Annotated in this window: 11 protein-coding genes; 6 read left to right on the top strand and 5 right to left on the bottom strand. The window is 67.9% G+C overall.

All coding sequences use genetic code 11. The features are described 5' to 3' along the window. Positions 1–27 precede the first annotated feature (27 nt). From ligA to smc, 3 genes are all read right to left on the bottom strand, one after another. Positions 28–2,391 carry an NAD-dependent DNA ligase LigA gene (ligA, locus tag PT85_RS12610; protein ID WP_039606839.1) on the bottom strand — a complete coding sequence of 788 codons (2,364 nt, stop codon included), beginning with the start codon at positions 2,389–2,391 and terminating at the stop codon, positions 28–30. Positions 2,392–2,467: 76 nt separating this feature from the next. Then, a complete protein-coding gene (gene zipA / locus PT85_RS12605) occupies positions 2,468–3,268 on the bottom strand; it encodes a cell division protein ZipA (protein WP_027590455.1) in 801 nt (266 codons plus the stop codon). A gap of 223 nt (positions 3,269–3,491) precedes the next feature. Continuing rightward, entirely contained in the window at positions 3,492–6,980 is a 3,489-nt protein-coding gene (gene smc, locus PT85_RS12600) for a chromosome segregation protein SMC (RefSeq protein ID WP_039606838.1), read from the bottom strand. Between the two features lie 439 nt (positions 6,981–7,419). Between smc and PT85_RS12595 the strand changes: the two genes are divergently transcribed. The 5 genes from PT85_RS12595 to PT85_RS12575 all read left to right on the top strand — a co-directional run bounded on the left by PT85_RS12595 (position 7,420) and on the right by PT85_RS12575 (position 15,433). Continuing rightward, on the top strand, positions 7,420–8,328 hold the full coding sequence (locus PT85_RS12595; protein WP_039606837.1) for an EamA family transporter: 909 nt from the start codon (positions 7,420–7,422) through the stop codon (positions 8,326–8,328). Between the two features lie 160 nt (positions 8,329–8,488). Continuing rightward, positions 8,489–11,344 (top strand): aminomethyl-transferring glycine dehydrogenase, encoded by a 2,856-nt coding sequence (gene gcvP / locus PT85_RS12590; protein ID WP_039606836.1) that lies wholly within the window; start codon positions 8,489–8,491, stop codon positions 11,342–11,344. 43 nt (positions 11,345–11,387) lie between these two features. After that, entirely contained in the window at positions 11,388–12,764 is a 1,377-nt protein-coding gene (locus tag PT85_RS12585; RefSeq protein ID WP_039606835.1) for an L-serine ammonia-lyase, read from the top strand. 137 nt (positions 12,765–12,901) lie between these two features. Then, positions 12,902–14,017: a glycine cleavage system aminomethyltransferase GcvT gene (gcvT, locus tag PT85_RS12580; RefSeq protein WP_039606834.1), complete on the top strand. Its 1,116-nt coding sequence runs from the start codon at positions 12,902–12,904 to the stop codon at positions 14,015–14,017. Between the two features lie 75 nt (positions 14,018–14,092). Then, positions 14,093–15,433 (top strand): hemolysin family protein, encoded by a 1,341-nt coding sequence (locus PT85_RS12575; RefSeq protein ID WP_039606833.1) that lies wholly within the window; start codon positions 14,093–14,095, stop codon positions 15,431–15,433. A gap of 5 nt (positions 15,434–15,438) precedes the next feature. Here PT85_RS12575 and rarD read toward each other — a convergent pair whose 3' ends face one another. Further along, positions 15,439–16,320: an EamA family transporter RarD gene (gene rarD / locus PT85_RS12570; protein WP_039606832.1), complete on the bottom strand. Its 882-nt coding sequence runs from the start codon at positions 16,318–16,320 to the stop codon at positions 15,439–15,441. A gap of 80 nt (positions 16,321–16,400) precedes the next feature. Further along, positions 16,401–16,883 (bottom strand): AlbA family DNA-binding domain-containing protein, encoded by a 483-nt coding sequence (locus PT85_RS12565; RefSeq protein ID WP_039606831.1) that lies wholly within the window; start codon positions 16,881–16,883, stop codon positions 16,401–16,403. A 165-nt stretch (positions 16,884–17,048) separates the two neighbouring features. Between PT85_RS12565 and dbpA the strand changes: the two genes are divergently transcribed. Continuing rightward, complete coding sequence (dbpA, locus tag PT85_RS12560; RefSeq protein ID WP_052237699.1) at positions 17,049–18,386, top strand: ATP-dependent RNA helicase DbpA; 1,338 nt, start codon at positions 17,049–17,051, stop codon at positions 18,384–18,386. The last annotated feature ends 169 nt before the right edge of the window (positions 18,387–18,555 follow it).

Genomic DNA, 18,555 nt, shown 5'->3' with positions numbered 1-18,555 from the left:
CCCGCCGGCCGGACGCCCACCGGCAGGTCAGCCGTTCAGTTGCGCCAGGGCCGCCAGGAATGCCTCCTCGTCCAGCACCTTCACCCCCAGCTCGGTGGCCTTGGCCAGCTTGGAGCCGGCGCCCGGGCCGGCGACCACCGCCGTGGTCTTCGCCGAAACGGAGCCCGCCACCTTGGCGCCCAGCCCTTCCAGGCGTTCCTTGCCCTGCTCGCGGCTCATGCTTTCCAGCGTGCCGGTCAGCACCCAGGTCTGGCCGGCCAGCGGCAGGCCGGCGGCCTGCTGCCGCTCGCTTTCCCAGTGCATGCCGAAGGCGCGCAGTTGCGCCTCGATAGCCCGGGCGCGCTCGACATTGCCCGGCTGGTCGAAGAACTCGCGCAGCGAACGCGCGGCCTTCTCGGTCAGGCGCTCGACCTGACGCAGGTCCAGCCAGTCGGCGGTGATGATCGCCTCCAGCGAGCCGAAGCGATCGGCCAGTTTCTGCGCACCGGTCACGGCGATGTGCGGGATGTTCAGCTTGCCGAGCAGCTCGGGCAGCGTGGCGCAGGCGGCGAATTCGGCGTGCAGCTCGCCCTCGCCCTGCAGCTGCACATGCTCCAGCAGTCGGGCGATCACCTGACGGTTGTGCTCGTCCAGGAAGAAGTGGCTGATCTCGTGGGCGACTTCCAGACCCACATCCGGCAGCCAGGTCAGCACTTCCGGCAGCGCCACCTGGATGCGCGCCAGGGAACCCAGGGCGCGAGCCAGCAGCTTGGCGGTCTCCTCGCCCACGTCCGGAATGCCCAGCGCGTAGATGAAGCGCGCCAGGGTCGGCGTGCGACTGTGCTCGATGGCGGCCAGCAGGTTGCGCGTCGACAGGTCGGCAAAGCCGTCCAGCACGATGATCTGTTCGTAGGCCAGGGTGTAGAGATCGGCCGGGGAATTCACCAGGCCGCGATCCACCAGCTGTTCGACAATCTTGTCGCCCAGGCCGTCGATGTCCATGGCGCGCCGCGACACGAAGTGGATGATCGCCTGTTTGAGCTGCGCCCGGCAGCTCAAGCGGCCGATGCAACGGTACACGGCCCCTTCGCTGACCGACTCGCGGCCCTTGCCGCGCTTGATCAGCTGGGTGCGTTCCACCGCCGAGCCGCACACCGGGCACTGCTCGGGCACATGCACCGCCCGGGCGTCCGCCGGGCGGCGCTCGGCGATGATGCCGAGGATCTGCGGAATCACGTCGCCGGCGCGGCGCACGATCACCGTGTCGCCGATCATCACACCGAGGCGCGCCACCTCGTCCATGTTGTGCAGGGTGGCGTTGGACACCGTCACCCCCGCCACCTGCACCGGCTTCAGGCGCGCCACCGGGGTGATCGCCCCGGTACGGCCGACCTGGAATTCCACGTCCAGCAGTTCGGTGAGCTCCTCACGGGCCGGGAACTTGTGGGCGATCGCCCAGCGCGGCTCGCGGGCCCGGAAGCCCAGCTCGCGCTGCTGGGCAATGGCGTTGACCTTGAACACCACGCCGTCGATCTCATAGGCCAGGCCGTCACGCCGGGCACCGATATCGTCGTAATAAGCACGGCATTCGGCCACGCCCTTGGCACGCTTCAGCTCGCGGCTGATCGGTAGCCCCCAGCGCTTGAAGGCGTGCAGGATCTCGATGTGCGTGCCCGGCAACTCGCCGTCGCAGCGCCCGACACCGTAGGTGCAGAACTCCAGGGGCCGGCTGGCGGTGATCTTCGGATCGAGCTGGCGCAGGCTGCCGGCGGCGGCATTGCGCGGGTTGGCGAAGGGTTTGCCGCCGCTTTCCAGCTGGCGAGCATTCAGCGCTTCGAAGCCGGCCTTGGGCATGTAGATTTCGCCGCGCACTTCCAGCACTGCCGGCCAGCCTTCGCCGTGCAGCTTCAGGGGAATGTTGCGCACGGTGCGCACGTTGGCGCTGATGTCCTCGCCGACACTGCCATCGCCCCGGGTGGCGCCACGCACCAGCACGCCGTTCTCATAGAGCAGGCTTACCGCCAGGCCGTCGAGCTTGGGTTCGCAGCTGTAGTCGACCTCCGCGCCGCCACCGAACAGATCGCCGGCCGGCAGGTCCAGCCCTTCGCGCACCCGGCGGTCGAAGTCGAGCAGGTCCTGCTCCTCGAAGGCGTTACCCAGGCTGAGCATGGGGATTTCATGGCGCACCTGGCCGAACGCCGCCAGCGCTTCGCCACCGACCCGCTGGGTAGGCGACTCGGGAGTGACCAGCTCGGGGTGTTCGGCCTCCAGGGCCTGGAGTTCGCGGAAAAGCCGGTCGTACTCCGCATCGGGAACCGTCGGCTCGTCGAGCACGTAGTAGCGGTAGTTGTGGGCGTCGATCTCGCTGCGCAGGGCGGCAAGACGTTCGGCGGCGGTCTGGGCGTCGGTCATTGAAGAGCCTCAAGCTGCACACGACAAGCCGCAAGCTCCAGGCTTACCGCGTGAGGCTTGCAGCTTGCAGCTGTCTTCAGCGTTGTTTGGTCAGGTGCCGGCGCTCGAAGTCGGTGATGCGCTGGCGGTAGTGTTCGATGGTCTGCGCGGTCATCACGCTGCGCTGGTCATCCTTGAGTTCACCGTCCAGCTCGTGGGCGAGCTTGCGGGCGGCGGCGATCATCACGTCAAAGGCCTGCTTGGGATGGCGCGGCCCCGGCAGGCCGAGGAAGAAGCTCACCGCACGGGTGGTGAACAGGTCGATGTCATCCAGGTCAAAGGTGCCCGGCTTGACGCCGTTGGCCATGGAGAACAGCACTTCGCCGTGGCCGGCCATGCTCTCGTGGCGATGGAAGATGTCCATGTCGCCGAAGCGCAGGCCGCTTTCCAGGATGCTCTGCAGCAGCTCGGGACCCTTGAAGCCCTGCGGGTCACGGCAGACGACGTTGATCACCAGCAGTTCTTCCATCGGTGCGCCCCCGGACTCGCCGCGTTGCGCATAGGCGTCGCCTTCGTCCAGCGGGTTGAGCAGCGTCGGCACCGGCTCGTCGAACTCCAGATCACGCTGACGGGCACTCGCCCTGGCGCTGCGAGTTGCGGAGGGGGTGGCGCGGTGCGGCAGGTCGCCCAGCGCGGGTTCGGCCGGGCGAACCACCCGGGCCGGGCCGAGCACTTCGCCATCGTCGCCGCCGTCAGCCAGGGAGTCGGCCAGACGACGGTCCAGCTTGAACTTCAGGGTGCCCTTGCCGCCGCGCATGCGCCGCCAGCCATCGAAGAGAATGCCGGCGATGACGATGATGCCGATGATGATCAGCCATTCCCGCAGACCAAAATCCATAAAAACCATGACCTCTGAAGATGAAGAACGGGCATCCGGACGAGACCGCTTCGACAAGCTCCCTGCCGCCCGGTTTCCGGCCCGTGAATAAAAACGGTCGTTTGCTAACTGTCTGTTCCCGCTGGAGTTTCCGGCGGGGTGAAAAAGTGCCCATAAACTAGCATGGCATTCCGCCGTTTTGCACCGATCGGTTCCCCTTTCCCGCCAAAGCGCCGAGTGCCACTCAGGCCTCGGCCAGGGCCACGGCTTCCTCGACATCCACCGCCACCAGTCGCGAGCAGCCAGGCTCGTGCATGGTCACGCCCATCAGTTGATCGGCCATCTCCATGGCGATCTTGTTGTGGGTGATGTAGATGAACTGCACCTTCTCCGACATGTCCTTCACCAGCCGGGCGTAGCGGCCCACGTTGGCATCGTCCAGGGGGGCGTCCACCTCATCGAGCATGCAGAACGGCGCCGGATTGAGCTGGAAGATGGCGAACACCAGAGCCAGGGCGGTCAGCGCCTTCTCGCCGCCGGACAACAGATGGATGGTGCTGTTCTTCTTGCCCGGCGGCCGGGCCATGATCGCCACCCCTGTATCGAGTAGATCCTCCCCGGTTAGTTCCAGATAGGCGTGGCCACCCCCGAACACCTTGGGGAACAGCGTCTGCAGGCCGCTGTTGATCTGGTCGAAGGTGTCCTTGAAGCGGGTGCGGGTTTCCTTGTCGATCTTGCGGATGACGTTTTCCAGGGTGTCCAGCGCCTCCACCAGATCGTCGTTCTGCGCGTCCAGGTAGCGCTTGCGCTCGGACTGCTGCTGGTATTCGTCGATGGCCGCCAGGTTGATCGGCCCCAGCCGCTGGATGCGCCCCGCCAGCTGTTCCAGCGCCGCTTCCCAGGCGCTGTCGCTGGCGTCGTTCGGCAGCATGGACAGCACCGCGTGCAGCTCGTAGCCGTCTTCCTGCAGCTGATCCTGCAGCGCCTTGCTGCGCACGCTCAGGGTCTGCCAGTCGAGGCGCTGCTGTTCCATCTGCCCACGCAGCAGTTGCGCCTGCTGCTCGGCCTGGCTACGGCGCTTCTCGGCGTCGCGCAGCTCGCGGTCGGCATCTTCCAGGGCCAGGCGGGCGTGCTGCAGTTCTTCTTCCACGGCCATGCGCTGGTCGAGCAGCTCTTCCAGCTTCATGCGCAGCTCTTCCAGCGGTGCCGCGCCCTCTTCCAGATTCAGCGACAGCTGTTCGCGGCGTTCCTGGGCACGCTCGAACTGCAGGCTCAGGCGTTCCAGCGCCTGGCGGGTGGATTCGTGCTGGGCGCGCAGCGAGCCGATGCGCACTGCTAGCTGGTGGGCGTGGTCCTTGTGGCGCGTGGCATCCTGGCGGGCACGTTCCAGCGACTCGCGCAGGGCCTCGCGCCTGGCGAGCAGCTCCTCGCGGCGACTGCCGTCCTGCTCCATGGCCTCCAGGGCATCCTGCAGATGCAGGCGGGCTTCGCCGAGCTGCTCCTGCTCGATGGCTGCCTGCTCGGTCGCCTCGACCAGTTCCTCATCCAGCCGGCGTCGGCGCAGGGCCAGTTGCTCCACCTTCGCCTGCTGGGCGGACAGCCGGGCCTTGAACTCGCCCAGGCGCCGCGTCTCGTCCTGGCTGCGGCGGCGCACCTGCTCGCGCTGCGACTCCAGCTCGCGCTGCTCGTCGCGCAACTGCTGCAGACGGGCGTCCAGGGTTTCCAGCTCGGCGGCGCGCTCGTCGCGCTCGGCCTGCAGCGTCTCCAGCTCCTGGGCGCGGGCCAGTACGCCGGATTCCGCTTCGCCGGCACGCCGCACGCGCAGGAAATGCCGGCCGACCCAGTAGCCGTCGCGACTGATCAGGCTCTCGCCATCCTGCAGGCGGGCGCGTTGCAGCAGCGCGTCGTCGAGGCTTTCCACCGGGCGCACGCGACCGAGCCAGGGCGCCAGATCAACCGGCGATTCCACCAGTTCCAAAAGGCTGCCCGGCAGGCGCGCGGCGTTCTCGGCCGGGCTGAACAGGCGCAGCTCGCCCTGGCCGAAGGCGGACAGATTGCAGCCATCGAAATCTTCCAGCAGCACGGCCTGCAAGTCGGCGCCGAGCACGGTTTCCACCGCCAGCTCCCAGCCTGTACGCACCCGCAGGCCGTCGGCCAGCCGCGGCTGACGTTCCAGCAACTGGCTCTTCAGCCAGTCGGCGACGCCCTGGCCGGGGTTCAGCGCGGCCTGTTGCAAGGCTTCCAGCGAGGCGATGCGCCCGTTGAGGCGCTGCAGGTCGCCCTGCGCCTGCTGCTGGGCCTGGGTGGCTTGCTGCAGTTCATTGCGCAGCGCTTCCAGGCGCTCCTGCTGGGCGCCCTCTTCCAGGTGCAGCTCTTCCAGCTGCAGCTCGCTGGCGGCCAACTGTTCGTTCAGCTCGAGGATGGCGGCGTCCTGCGGATCGGCGGCCAGTTGGGCATGTTCGTCACGCAACCGGCGCTCGCGTTCGGCCAGACGTTCCAGGCTCTGTTCCAGTTGCACGATGCGCGCTTGCTGCACCTCGGCGGCGCGGCGCGGCTCGGCGCTCAGCTGGTTGAAGGCATCCCACTGCTCCTGCCAGCCGCGCATGCCCTCCTCGGCCTCCTCCAGCACGGCCTGCGCTTCCTCGGCGGACAGCAGAGTGGCTTCCTGCTCGGGCTCGAGCATGGCCAGCTCTTCGGTCAGGGATTCCAGACGCGCACGGTCCTGCCCCAGGTGCTGTTCAGTTTCCTGGCGCTGCCGCTCGGCGTCGCGCAGATCGTCCTGCAACTGGCGCAGGCGTTGCTGGCCGTGGGTGATGCTCTGCTCGACCCGGGCGATGTCGCCGCCCACTGAATAGAAGCGCGCCTGTACCTGATTGAAGCGTTCGGACAGTTCGTGGTGGCCGTCGCGCAAGCGTTCGATGCTGGCGTCGGCGTTGCGCTGCTCGGCGACCAGCGCCTCGAAGGCGACTTCCTGGTCGGCGATGATCTTTTCCCGCTGGCCGGCCTGTTCGTTCAGCGCCTGCCAGCGCATGGCGGTGAGCTGGGCCTTGAGCTCGCGCTCCTCGGCCTTGTAGGTCTGGTACTTCTCGGCCGCCTGGGCCTGGCGATGCAGGCGCTCGAGCTGGCGTTCCAGCTCCTCGCGCAGGTCGGACAGGCGCGCCAAGTTCTCCTGGGTGCGACGAATGCGGTTCTCGGTCTCGCGGCGGCGCTCCTTGTACTTGGAGATGCCCGCGGCTTCCTCGATGTAGTTGCGCAGGTCCTCGGGCTTGGCCTCGATCAGCTTGGAGATCATGCCCTGCTCGATGATCGAATAGCTGCGCGGCCCCAGGCCGGTGCCGAGGAAAATGTCGGTGATGTCGCGCCGGCGGCACTTCACGCCGTTGAGGAAGTAGGTGTTCTGGCTGTCGCGCGTCACCCGGCGGCGGATGGAGATTTCCGCGTAGGCGGCGTACTCGCCCACCAGGCTGCCGTCGGAGTTGTCGAAGATCAGCTCGATGCTGGCCTGGGTCACCGGTTTGCGGGTGTTGGAGCCGTTGAAGATGACGTCGGTCATCGACTCGCCGCGCAAGTTCTTCGCCGAGCTTTCGCCCATCACCCAGCGCACGGCGTCGATGATGTTCGACTTGCCGCAGCCATTGGGGCCGACCACTGCCGCCATGTTGCTGGGGAAGTGCACCGTGGTGGGATCGACGAAGGACTTGAAGCCGGCCAGCTTGATGCACTTCAGGCGCATGAACGTTCCCCGTTCGCGATAGCGGACCCTGCCCGGAGGCCGGAGGTGTGAGCCAGGGGGTGACGGCACCTGCGCCGGACCCGATCGTTCGACCCCTTCAACGTCATGGGTTTCCTTGGTAGCTGGACTGCGCACTCGCGAAAGCAGCCCGGCGGACCTGAAACGACCCGGGCAGACAGCGGCGGCGACTCTGCAAAGCGGCGGAGTGTATCACAGGGCCAGCAGCGGAAAAGGTGACCTCCGCCGGCGGATCGCGCGGGTTGCAGCCGAATCGCGAGCCCTCCTCCAACCCCTGTTGAACCGAGATGCACGGAGGTTGCGGTCACTCTCCAAGCCGCACATCAGGGGTGGTATTAACCGACCACTCTTCCCATCCACCACCACTGGAGTATGCTCGCTCGCCCCTTCCCCCTCCCGCCGCTGCCTGCCGCCCCTCTCCATGCCGACTTCCGCCGTTCCGTTCAGCCGCCCGACCGCCGTGCTAATCCTTGCCTGCCTGGCCTGCACCTTCGCCTCCAACCACATTGCAGCACGCCTGGCGTTCGACGCCGGTGCTGGTGTGCTGCTGGCGATCCTGTTCCGCTCCGGTCTGGCCCTGCTGGTGCTCACCACCCTGCTGCTGGTGCAGCGGCAACGCTGGCGGCTGCCCGCCGGCAGCGCAGGCTGGCAACTGTTGCTGGGCCTGCTGATCGCGGCGCAGAGCCTGTGCCTCTATTCGGCGGTGGCGCGTATTCCGGTCGCCCTGGCGCTGCTGGTGGCCAATGCCTTCCCGATCCTGCTGGCCCTGCTCACCTGGCTGCTGGGCGGGCCGGCGCCGGGCCGGCGCACACTTTTGTTGATGGGCGTGATCCTGTTCGGCCTGGTGCTGGCACTGAACGTGCCCGTGCTGCTGAGCGGCGCACCGGTGGACGGCGACTGGCTGCTGGGCGTGACCCTCGCCTTCTGCGGTGCCTGCGCCTTCGCCGGCGCGCTGTGGATCACCGACCACAAGCTCGGCGCGGTGCCTGGTGCGCTGCGCAGTCTGCTGACCATGCTGGTGGTGTTCCTGGCCACCGCGCTGATCGGTGCCGGTGGCCTGATGCCCGACGGGCTGACTCAACCCGCCAGCAGCTCCGGCTGGTTGGCGCTTGGCGCCCTGGCGGTGCTGTATGGCAGCGCGTTCAGCCTGCTGTTCGTGCTGTTTCCGCGCCTGGACATGGCCCACAACACGCCGGTGCTGAACATCGAGCCGGTGGCCAGCCTGCTGCTCGGCTGGCTGATCCTCGACCAGATGCTCGCCGGCATCCAGTTGCTGGGCGGCGCCCTGGTGCTGACCGGCATTGTGCTGTTGAGCCTGCGGCGCAGCTAAGCGCCGCCCGCCCCCGCACGGGGGTTGCGGATAACCACCAGGCGATATGTAGGGGTGGTATTAACTCGGCGCCCGGCAGCGACCTTCGGCCACTGGACGCACCCCGGCCCGGGGTCAACACTCTCTGGCAATTGCCGCCGTGCCGCAGAAGGAACCGCCGATGACCCCGTCGCACCCGCTGGAAACCCGCAACGAATTCATCGCCCGCCATGTCGGCCCGCGTGAAGCCGAACTCGGCGCCATGCTTGAGACGCTGGGGTACGCCTCGCTGGAGGCACTGACCGACGCCGTGGTGCCGCCCGGCATCCGCCTGGAGAAACCCTTGCCGCTGGACGAGGGATTGGGCGAGGCCGAGGCGCTGGCCGAGCTGCATGCGATCGCCACTCGCAACCGGGTGCTCACCAGTTGCATCGGCCAGGGCTACTACGGCACCCACACGCCGGCGCCAATCCTGCGCAACCTGCTGGAAAACCCCGCCTGGTACACCGCCTACACGCCCTATCAGCCGGAAATCTCCCAGGGTCGCCTGGAGGCGCTGCTGAATTTCCAGACCCTGGTCAGCGACCTCACCGGCCTGCCGGTGGCCAACGCCTCGCTGCTCGACGAAGCCACCGCTGCCGCCGAGGCCATGACCTTCTGCCGGCGCCTGTCGAAGAACCGCGCCAGCAACCGCTTCTTCGCCTCCCGCCGCTGCCATCCGCAGACCCTCGACCTGTTGCGCACGCGCGCCGCGCCGCTGGGCATCGAGGTGGTGGTGGATGACGAACTGGCCCTGAACGACCCGTCGACCTTCTTTGGCGCCCTGCTGCAATACCCCGCCAGCCACGGAGATATCCATGACTACCGCGAGTGGATCGAGCGCCTGCACGCCGCCAACGCCCTGGTGGCGGTGGCCACCGACCTGCTGGCCCTGACTCTGCTCACCCCGCCCGGCGAGTTCGGCGCCGACGTGGCCATCGGCAGCGCCCAGCGCTTTGGCGTGCCGTTGGGCTTCGGCGGCCCCCATGCGGCCTTCTTCGCCACCCGCGAAGCCTTCAAGCGCGACATTCCCGGCCGCCTGGTCGGCGTGTCGGTGGACCGCCACGGCCAGCCGGCGCTGCGCCTGGCGATGCAGACCCGCGAGCAGCACATCCGCCGCGAGAAGGCCACCAGCAACATCTGCACCGCCCAGGTGCTGCTGGCCAACATGGCCAGCATGTACGCGGTCTACCACGGACCGCAGGGCCTGAAGGTCATCGCCCGACGAGTTCACCGGCTGACCGCCATCCTCGCTGCCGGCCTGCGCGAGCTGGGCCACACCGTCGAGCAGCAGCACTTCTTCGACAGCCTCAGCCTGGCCAGCGGCAATGACACCGCCGTGCTGCTCGACCGCGCCCGCGAGGAAGAGATCAACCTGCGCGAGATCGACGACCAGCATCTTGGCATCGCCCTGGACGAAACCAGCACGCCGGCGCTGGTGCAGCGCCTGTGGGCGGTGTTCGCCCACGATGGCCAGCGCCTGCCGGACTTCGCCGCACTGGCCGACACGCCGGACGCCCTGCCCGCCGGTCTGCTGCGCCACACGCCGTTTCTGGAACATCCGGTGTTCAACCGCTACCACTCGGAAACCGAGCTGATGCGCTACCTGCGCCGCCTGGCCGACAAGGACCTGGCGCTGGACCGCGCCATGATCCCGCTGGGTTCCTGCACCATGAAGCTCAACGCCGCCAGCGAGATGCTGCCGATCACCTGGCGCGAGTTCACCGGCCTGCACCCCTTCGCCCCGGCCGAGCAGAGCGAGGGCTACCGGCAGCTCACCGCCGAGCTGGAGGCGCTGCTGTGCACGGTCAGCGGCTACGATGCCGTCTCGCTGCAGCCCAACGCCGGCTCCCAGGGCGAATACGCCGGCCTGCTGGCGATCCGCGCCTATCACGAGAGTCGCGGCGAGCCGCAGCGCGACCTGTGCCTGATTCCCGCCTCGGCCCACGGCACCAACCCGGCCACCGCCAGCATGGCCGGCATGCAGGTGCTGGTAGTGGCCTGCGACGCCAGCGGCAACGTGGACATCGACGACCTGCGCGCCAAGGCCGAGGCGCATCACCAGCGCCTCGCCGCGCTGATGATCACCTACCCCTCCACCCATGGCGTGTTCGAGACAGGCATCCGCGAGATCTGCGAGATCGTCCACCAGCACGGCGGCCAGGTGTACATCGACGGCGCCAACCTCAACGCCATGGTCGGCCTGTGCGCGCCGGGGCGCTTCGGCGGCGACGTCTCGCACTTCAACCTGCACAAGACCTTCTGCATTCCGCACGGCGGTGGCGGTCCCGGTGTCGGTCCGATCGGCGTCAAGGCGCACCTGGCGCCCTTCCTGCCCGGCCACCGTTGCCTGGAACGCCGCGACGGCGCCGTCAGCGCCGCGCCCTACGGCAGCGCCAGCATCCTGCCGATCTCCTGGATGTACCTGAAGATGATGGGCGGCGAGGGCCTGACCCGCGCCTCCCAGGTGGCCATCCTCAACGCCAACTACATCGCCCGGCGCCTGGCGCCCCATTACCCGGTGCTCTACACCGGCAGCCACGGGCTGGTGGCCCACGAGTGCATCCTCGACCTGCGGCCGCTCAAGGACAGCAGCGGCATCAGCGTCGACGACGTGGCCAAGCGGCTGATCGACTTCGGTTTCCACGCGCCGACCATGTCCTTCCCGGTGCCCGGCACGCTGATGATCGAGCCCACCGAGAGCGAGTCGAAGGCCGAGCTGGACCGTTTCTGCGAGGCGATGATCCGCATCCGCGAGGAAATCGCCGCGGTCGAACGCGGCGACCTGGATGCCGAGGACAACCCCCTGAAGAACGCGCCGCACACCGCCGCCGAACTGGCCGGCGACTGGCCGCACCCGTATGAGCGCCGCCAGGCCGTCTACCCGGTGGCGCAACTGGCGGAACACAAATACTGGCCGCCGGTGGCGCGCGTCGACAACGTATACGGCGACCGCAACCTGGTGTGCAGCTGCCCGCCGGTGGAGGCTTACCAGTAGCGTCGCCCTACACTGAAAACAGTCCCTTGCCCGGGTAACGTCCATGGCCCTCAGCGTGCTCGATCTGTTCAAGATCGGTATCGGCCCCTCCAGCTCGCATACCGTGGGGCCGATGCGCGCCGCCGCGCGCTTCGCCGAGGGGCTGCGTGACGACGGCCTGCTGGGCGCCACGGCGTCGCTGCAGGTCGAACTCTACGGCTCGCTGGGCGCCACCGGGCGCGGCCACGGCACCGACAAGGCGGTGCTGCTCGGCCTGGAAGGCGAGCAGCCGGAACGCATCGACACCGCCAGCATTCCCGCCCGGCTGGAACACATCCGCAGCCACGGCGAACTGCGCCTGCTGGGCGTTCACCCGCTGCCCTTCGACGAGCGCGAACAGCTGAAATTCATCCGCAAGCCGCTGCCCTACCACCCCAACGGGCTGATCTTCCGCGCCTTCGACGCCAGTGGCCTGCAACTGCGCGAGCGCGCGTTCTACTCGGTGGGTGGCGGCTTCGTGGTGGATGAAAACGCCGCCGGCGCCGGGCGCATCGTCGAGGACCGCACCGAGCTGCCCTACCCCTTCCACAGTGGCCGCGAGCTGATGGAACTTTGTGCCCGGCACGCGCAGCCGATCAGCGCGCTGGTGGCCGCCAACGAGGCCGTCTGGCGATCCGACGCCGAGACCCGCGCGGCGCTGCTGGAGATCTGGCAGGTGATGCAGGCCTGCGTGGCCGCCGGCTGTCGTCACGAGGGCATCCTGCCCGGCAGCCTCAAGGTGCGCCGCCGCGCCGCCGCCCTGTACCGCCAGCTCAACGAGACCGCCGAGCCGCAGCTGCGCGACCCGCTCAACGCGCTGGACTGGGTCGACCTCTGGGCGCTGGCGGTCAACGAGGAAAACGCCGCCGGCGGCCGGGTGGTGACCGCGCCCACCAACGGCGCGGCCGGCATCGTGCCGGCGGTGCTGCACTACTACATGCGCTTCGCCCAGGGCGCCAGCGAGGACGGCGTGGTGCGCTTCCTGCTCACCGCCGCCGCCATCGGCATGCTTTACAAGGAGAACGCCTCGATATCCGGCGCCGAGGTGGGCTGCCAGGGCGAGGTCGGCGTGGCCTGCTCGATGGCCGCCGGCGCGCTGTGCGAGGTGCTCGGGGGCAGCCCGCAGCAGGTGGAGAACGCCGCCGAGATCGGCATGGAACACAACCTGGGGCTGACCTGCGACCCCGTGGGCGGGCTGGTGCAGATTCCCTGCATCGAACGCAACGCCATGGGCGCGGTCAAGGCGATCAACGCTGCGCGGCTGGCCTTGCGTGGCGACGGGCGCCATTACGTATCACTGGACAAGGTGATCGCCACCATGCGCCAGACCGGCGCCGACATGAAGAGCAAGTACAAGGAAACCGCCCGGGGCGGTTTGGCGGTGAACATCATCGAGTGTTGATAGCGCTCGGTGCGGGTTGTTTGGGGCCAACGCGCGCGTTGACCACCCTACGTTGGTGCATCGTTACGTAGGGCGGGCGGCGCTTTTCCGGCCGCCGAATGCGCCGCGTGCCGGCCACCCTATTCAAGGAGAATCGCATGACCCTGGCTTACACCCCGCTGCACGCGCTGCATCAGGAACTCGGCGCCCGACTGGTGCCGTTCGCCGGCTACGAAATGCCGCTGCACTACCCCGCCGGCATCCTCAAGGAACACCTGCACACCCGCGCACAAGCCGGGCTGTTCGATGTCTCGCACATGGGGCAGATCGTGCTGCACGGCGCCCAGGCCGCCGCCGCGCTGGAAACCCTGGTACCGGTGGACATCCTCGATCTGCCGGTGGGCCAGCAGCGCTACGCGCTGTTCACCGATGAGAACGGCGGCATCCTCGACGACCTGATGGTGGCCAACCTGGGCGACGAACGTCTGCTGCTGGTGGTCAACGCCGCCTGCAAGCAGCAGGACCTGGAACACCTGCAGCGCCACCTTTCCGGGCGCTGCATGATCGAGGCGCTGTTCGACAGCCGCGCCCTGCTCGCCCTGCAGGGACCGCAGGCCGCCACGGTGCTGGGCCGTCTGGCGCCCGACGTTGCGCAAATGACCTTCATGCAGATCGCCCGCGTCGAGCTGCTCGGCCATGCCTGCTTCGTCAGCCGCTCCGGCTATACCGGCGAGGACGGTTTCGAGATCTCCGTGCCGGCCGCGCATGCCGAGGCGCTGGCGCGTCGTCTGCTGGAGGAGCCGGAAGTGCAACCCATCGGCCTGGGCGCCCGCGACTCGCTGCGTCTGGAGGCCGGCCTGTGCCTGTACGGCCATGACATGGACGCCCAGACCACCCCGGTGGAGGCCAGCCTGAGCTGGGCGATCTCCAAGGCCCGGCGCCCGGACGGCGCGCGCCCTGGCGGCTTCCCGGGCGCCGAGCGCATCTTCCAGCAACTGCGCGACGGCGTGGCGCAGCGGCGCGTCGGCCTGCTGCCGGCCGAACGCATTCCCGTGCGCGAAGGCACCCGGCTGGTGGATGACCAGGAACAGTCGATCGGTCGCATCACCAGCGGCGGCTTCGGCCCCAGCCTCGGCGCGCCCGTGGCGATGGGTTATGTGGAAAGCCACCTGGCGGGCCTGGGTGCCTCGGTCCAGGCGCTGGTGCGCGGCAAGCCGGTGGCCATGGCCGTCAGCAAGATGCCCTTCGTTGCGCCGCGCTATTACCGGGGTTGAAGGGAAAATGCCCGCCACCAAACGGGCATGTCCGGCGTGCTACCCTCGCGCCTCGTCTTTTCAGAGCTGTTGTATATGAGCGTTACCCAAAGCCTCCTGCTGCTGGCGGGCATCATCCTGGCCAGCGCCTTCTTCTCCATCGCCGAAATCGCCCTGGCCGCCGCGCGCCCCCTGAAACTGCGCCAGCTGGTCGACGAGGGCAACCACAACGCGCAGCGCGTCATCCATGTGCAGACGGCGCCCGGCCATTACCTGACCGTGGTGCAGATCGGCATGAACGCCCTGGCGATACTCGGCGGTATCGTCGGCCAGGGCTTCCTCACCCCGGTCTTCACCCGGCTGCTGGAAAACCACCTGGCGACCGACCAGGCGGTCGCCATCGGCTTCACGGCTTCCTTCGTGCTCACCACCTCGCTGTTCATCGTCTTCACCGACCTGATTCCCAAGCAGGTGGCCATGGCGATTCCCGAGCGCCTGGCGACCCTGGTGATCGGCCCGATGCAGGTGCTCAACACCCTGTTCAAACCCCTGGTGGTGTTCTATGCGTGGGTGGTCAGCGGGCTGATCGCGCTGTTCAACCTGCCACGCCAGCGCGACGAAAGCGTCACCCCCGACGACATCCTCGCCCTGACCCAGGCCGGTGCCCTGTCCGGTTCGCTGGCCGCCAGCGAGCAGCAGGTGATCGAGAATGTCTTCGAGCTGGAGACCCGCACCCTGCCCAGCGCCATGGCGCACCGCGACGGCATCCTCTTCTTCCTGCTGGACGACACCGAGGAGCATATCCGCACCCGCATCGCCAGCGAGCCCCACTCCCACTATCCGGTCTGCGATGGCGACATCGACCACATCGTCGGCTACGTGACGGTGAAGGAGCTGTTCCAGCGCGTGCTGAACAACCAGCCCATCGCCTTCAACGATCCGTCACTGGTGCACAAGCCGCTGGTGGTGCCGGACCGCCTGACCCTCGCGGAAATGCTCCGCCAGTTCCGCCAGACCGGCGAAACCTTCGCGCTGATCGTCAACGAATACAGCCTGGTGGTCGGCCTGATCACCCTCAAGGACGTCATGAGCATCGTCATGGGCGACCTGGTGTCGCCCTGGTACGAGGAGCAGATCGTGCGCCGCGACGACCACTCCTGGCTGATCGACGGCGTCACCGCCATGCAGGATGTGAAGCGCGCCCTGGACATCGACAGCACGCCCCACGAAGAGGAATACGAAACCCTCGCCGGCTTCCTGATGACCATGCTGCGCCGGGTGCCCAAGCGTACCGACAGCGTGACCTGGGGCGGCTACACCTTCGAGGTGGTCGACGTGGACAGCTACCGGATCGACCAGGTGCTGGTCACGCGGGCCGGCGACGGCCCCGCAGCCGCCAAACTCCCTGTGGATAACCCTGTGGATCCGCGTGGATAACCGCTCTACTGCCGGGTCCGCCGCCACAGATGGCGGGCCCCTTCCAGCACCAATACCAGCACCGCTGCCCAGATCGGGATATAGGTGAGCCATTCGCCCGGCTGGATGCGCTCACCCAGCAGCAGCGACACCACCACCAGCAGCACCGGCTCCACATAACCGAGCAGGCCGAACAGGCCGAGCGTCAGGTAGCGGCTGGCCAGCAGGTAACTGATCAACGCCCAGGCGCTCAGCGCGCCCATCAGCGGCACCAGCAGGAACAGACGCGGCGCCTCGGCGAAATGCCCCAGCATCTGCCCGCCCGCCCAGGCGAACCACAGCGCCACCGGCAGCATCAGCAGCATGTCGAACAACATGCCGCCCAGGTTGTCGGTGCCCAAGCGCCGACGCAGGGCAAAGTACGCCGGATAGCCCAGCGCTACCAGCCAGGTTTCCCAGGCCAGCCCACCGACATTCACCAACTGGTTGCCCACCCCGAGCACAGCAAACAGCGTGGCCAGTTGCTGCAGGCGGCTGAGGCGCTCGTCGAACAGCAGACGCCCGGTGAGGATCATGGTCAGCGGCAGCAGGAAGTAGCCGAGCGAGACATTCAGGCCGCGCCCCTGCATGGGCGCCCAGAGGAACAGCCAGAGCTGCACGCCGAACAGCGTGGCACTGAGCATCAGCAGCGGCAGCAGCAACGGCCGCGCCCGCAGCCGAGCGGCCAGCTCGCGCACCGCAGTCCAGTCACGACCTACCGCCATGAATAGCAGCAGGCAGGGCAAGGTCAGCAACACACGCCAGCCGAACACCTCCTGGCCGCTGAGCGGCACCAGCAGGGTCGACAGATAATAGAGCGCGGCGAACAGCACCGAGGCCATGACGGACAGCAACACACCCCTGGACACGACAACTCCTCAACGAAAAAGGCGCCAGTGTGGCGAGGGCGCGCGGGCAAAGCCAGCCCCGAGAGACGCGCGGAGCGGGATCAGTGTGTCGTGGTCGCCGCCAGCCAGGTGCGCACTTCGTCCGGGGTCAGGCGCATGTCGCTGGAATCGACGCGCCGGTAGGTGTTGTTCAGCACGTCACCATTCAGATAGACCGGCTTGAGCGCCGCCGGCGCTTCGGGGATGCGCACGCGCAGCAGGGTCTTGCCGTCGATGCGCACCAGTTGCAGGTCATCCTCGCCGAGCAGGTTGACGCTCACCCTGGCGGGATTCTCCAGGCCGTCCAACAGCTCGCGCAGCAGCCGCTCCGGCTCGGGTATGCCCGCCACGCTGAAACGGCCGTCATGCTCGCGCACGCCCAGCAGCACCACGCCGCCCTGGGTATTGGCGAACGCCGAATAGGTCGGCCAGAAATCCCGCGGCAGCTGGCCCTGCCCGTGGCGCCCCTGGGCCAGCTTGCACTCCAGGCGCACGCCCTCGGCGAGGGGGCCGAGGGCGTCCAGTTCGAGAATCGTGTCGTTCATACCTGCCTGACCGGTTCCGGGGTCGTGCCGTGCAGCGTAACCCGAGCCGGCGCGCGTGCGCACCCGACGGCGCAGCGCCGCGCCCTGTTACACTGCGCGCCTTTCCGCTGTTTTCGGGCCGCCGTCGTGACCACCGCTTTCAATTCCCTGCCGCTTTCCGCCGCCATGCTCGCCAACCTCAACGAGCTGGGCTACGCCGCCATGACGCCGATCCAGGCCCAGAGCCTGCCGCTGATCCTGCAAGGGCAGGACCTGATCGCCCAGGCCAAGACCGGCAGCGGCAAGACCGCCGCCTTCGGCATCGGCCTCTTGCACCCGCTCAACCCGCGCTACTTCGGCTGCCAGGCCCTGGTGCTGTGCCCGACCCGCGAGCTGGCCGACCAGGTGGCCAAGGAAATCCGCCGCCTGGCCCGCGCCGCCGACAACATCAAGGTGCTGACCCTGTGCGGCGGCATGCCCTTCGGCCCGCAGATCGGCTCGCTGGAGCACGGCGCCCATGTGGTGGTCGGCACGCCCGGCCGCATCCAGGAACACCTGGCCAAGGGCACCCTCAAGGTCGACGGTCTCAACACGCTGGTGCTGGACGAAGCCGACCGCATGCTGGACATGGGCTTCATCGATGCCATCACCGCCATCATCGAGCAGACTCCGGCGCGCCGGCAGACCCTGCTGTTCTCCGCCACCTACCCGGAAGGCATCGAACAACTGGCCGCGCGTTTCCTCAAGAAACCCGCCCGCGTGGAAGTGGAAAGCCAGCACGACAACGCGCAGATCGAGCAGCGCTTCTACGAAGTGGAAGCCAGCCAGCGCTACCAGGCAGTGGCCAAGGTGCTCGACCACCTGCTGCCCACCTCCACCCTCGCCTTCTGCCAGACCAAGATCCAGTGCGACGAGCTGGTGGCCTTCCTCAAGGAACGCGGCCTGAGCGCCGCCGCCCTGCACGGCGACCTGGAACAGCGCGACCGCGACCAGGTGCTGACGATGTTCGCCAACCGCAGCCTGAGCATTCTGGTGGCCACCGACGTGGCGGCGCGCGGCATCGACATCGCCGGGCTGGACCTGGTGCTCAACGTCGAACTGAGCCGCGACCCCGAAGTGCACATCCACCGCATCGGCCGCAGCGGCCGCGCCGGCGAAAAAGGCCTGGCCGTGTCCCTGGTCGCCCCGTCCGAAGCCCCGCGCGCCAGCGCCATCGAGGAACTGCAGCAGCGCCCGCTGAACTGGAAGAACCTCGACAGCCTGAAGAACAACGCCACCGAACGCCTGCGCCCGCCGATGATCACCCTCAACATCGGCGGCGGCCGCAAGGACAAAGTCCGCCCCGGCGACATCCTCGGCGCCCTCACCGGCGACGCCGGCCTCACCGCCGACCAGGTCGGCAAGATCGCCCTGTTCGACAACCAGGCCTACGTGGCCGTGGAACGCAGCGTGGCGCACCAGGCGCTGCTGCGGTTGCAGGCGGGGAAGATCAAGGGGCGGAGTTTCAAGGTGAGGAGTTTGTAGGAAGACAGCTAGCCCCGGTTGCCAGCTCGCCTCGTATCGCAACAGGGCCCTGCAGTGCGCTGCAAGGCCCTGATTTTAAGGGCAGCTTTCGGCCGGGAGCGGTCCTTTACGATGGAATCCGCACGCCATCGATTTCTATTTCTCCCCGGCCTTATGCTGTTCGAATCCA

Source organism: Pseudomonas flexibilis (assembly GCF_000806415.1).
Classification (GTDB): Bacteria; Pseudomonadota; Gammaproteobacteria; order Pseudomonadales; family Pseudomonadaceae; genus Serpens; species Serpens flexibilis.
The sequence above is the reverse complement of the archived record's forward strand: the minus strand, read 5'-3'. Positions and strand labels throughout refer to the sequence as shown.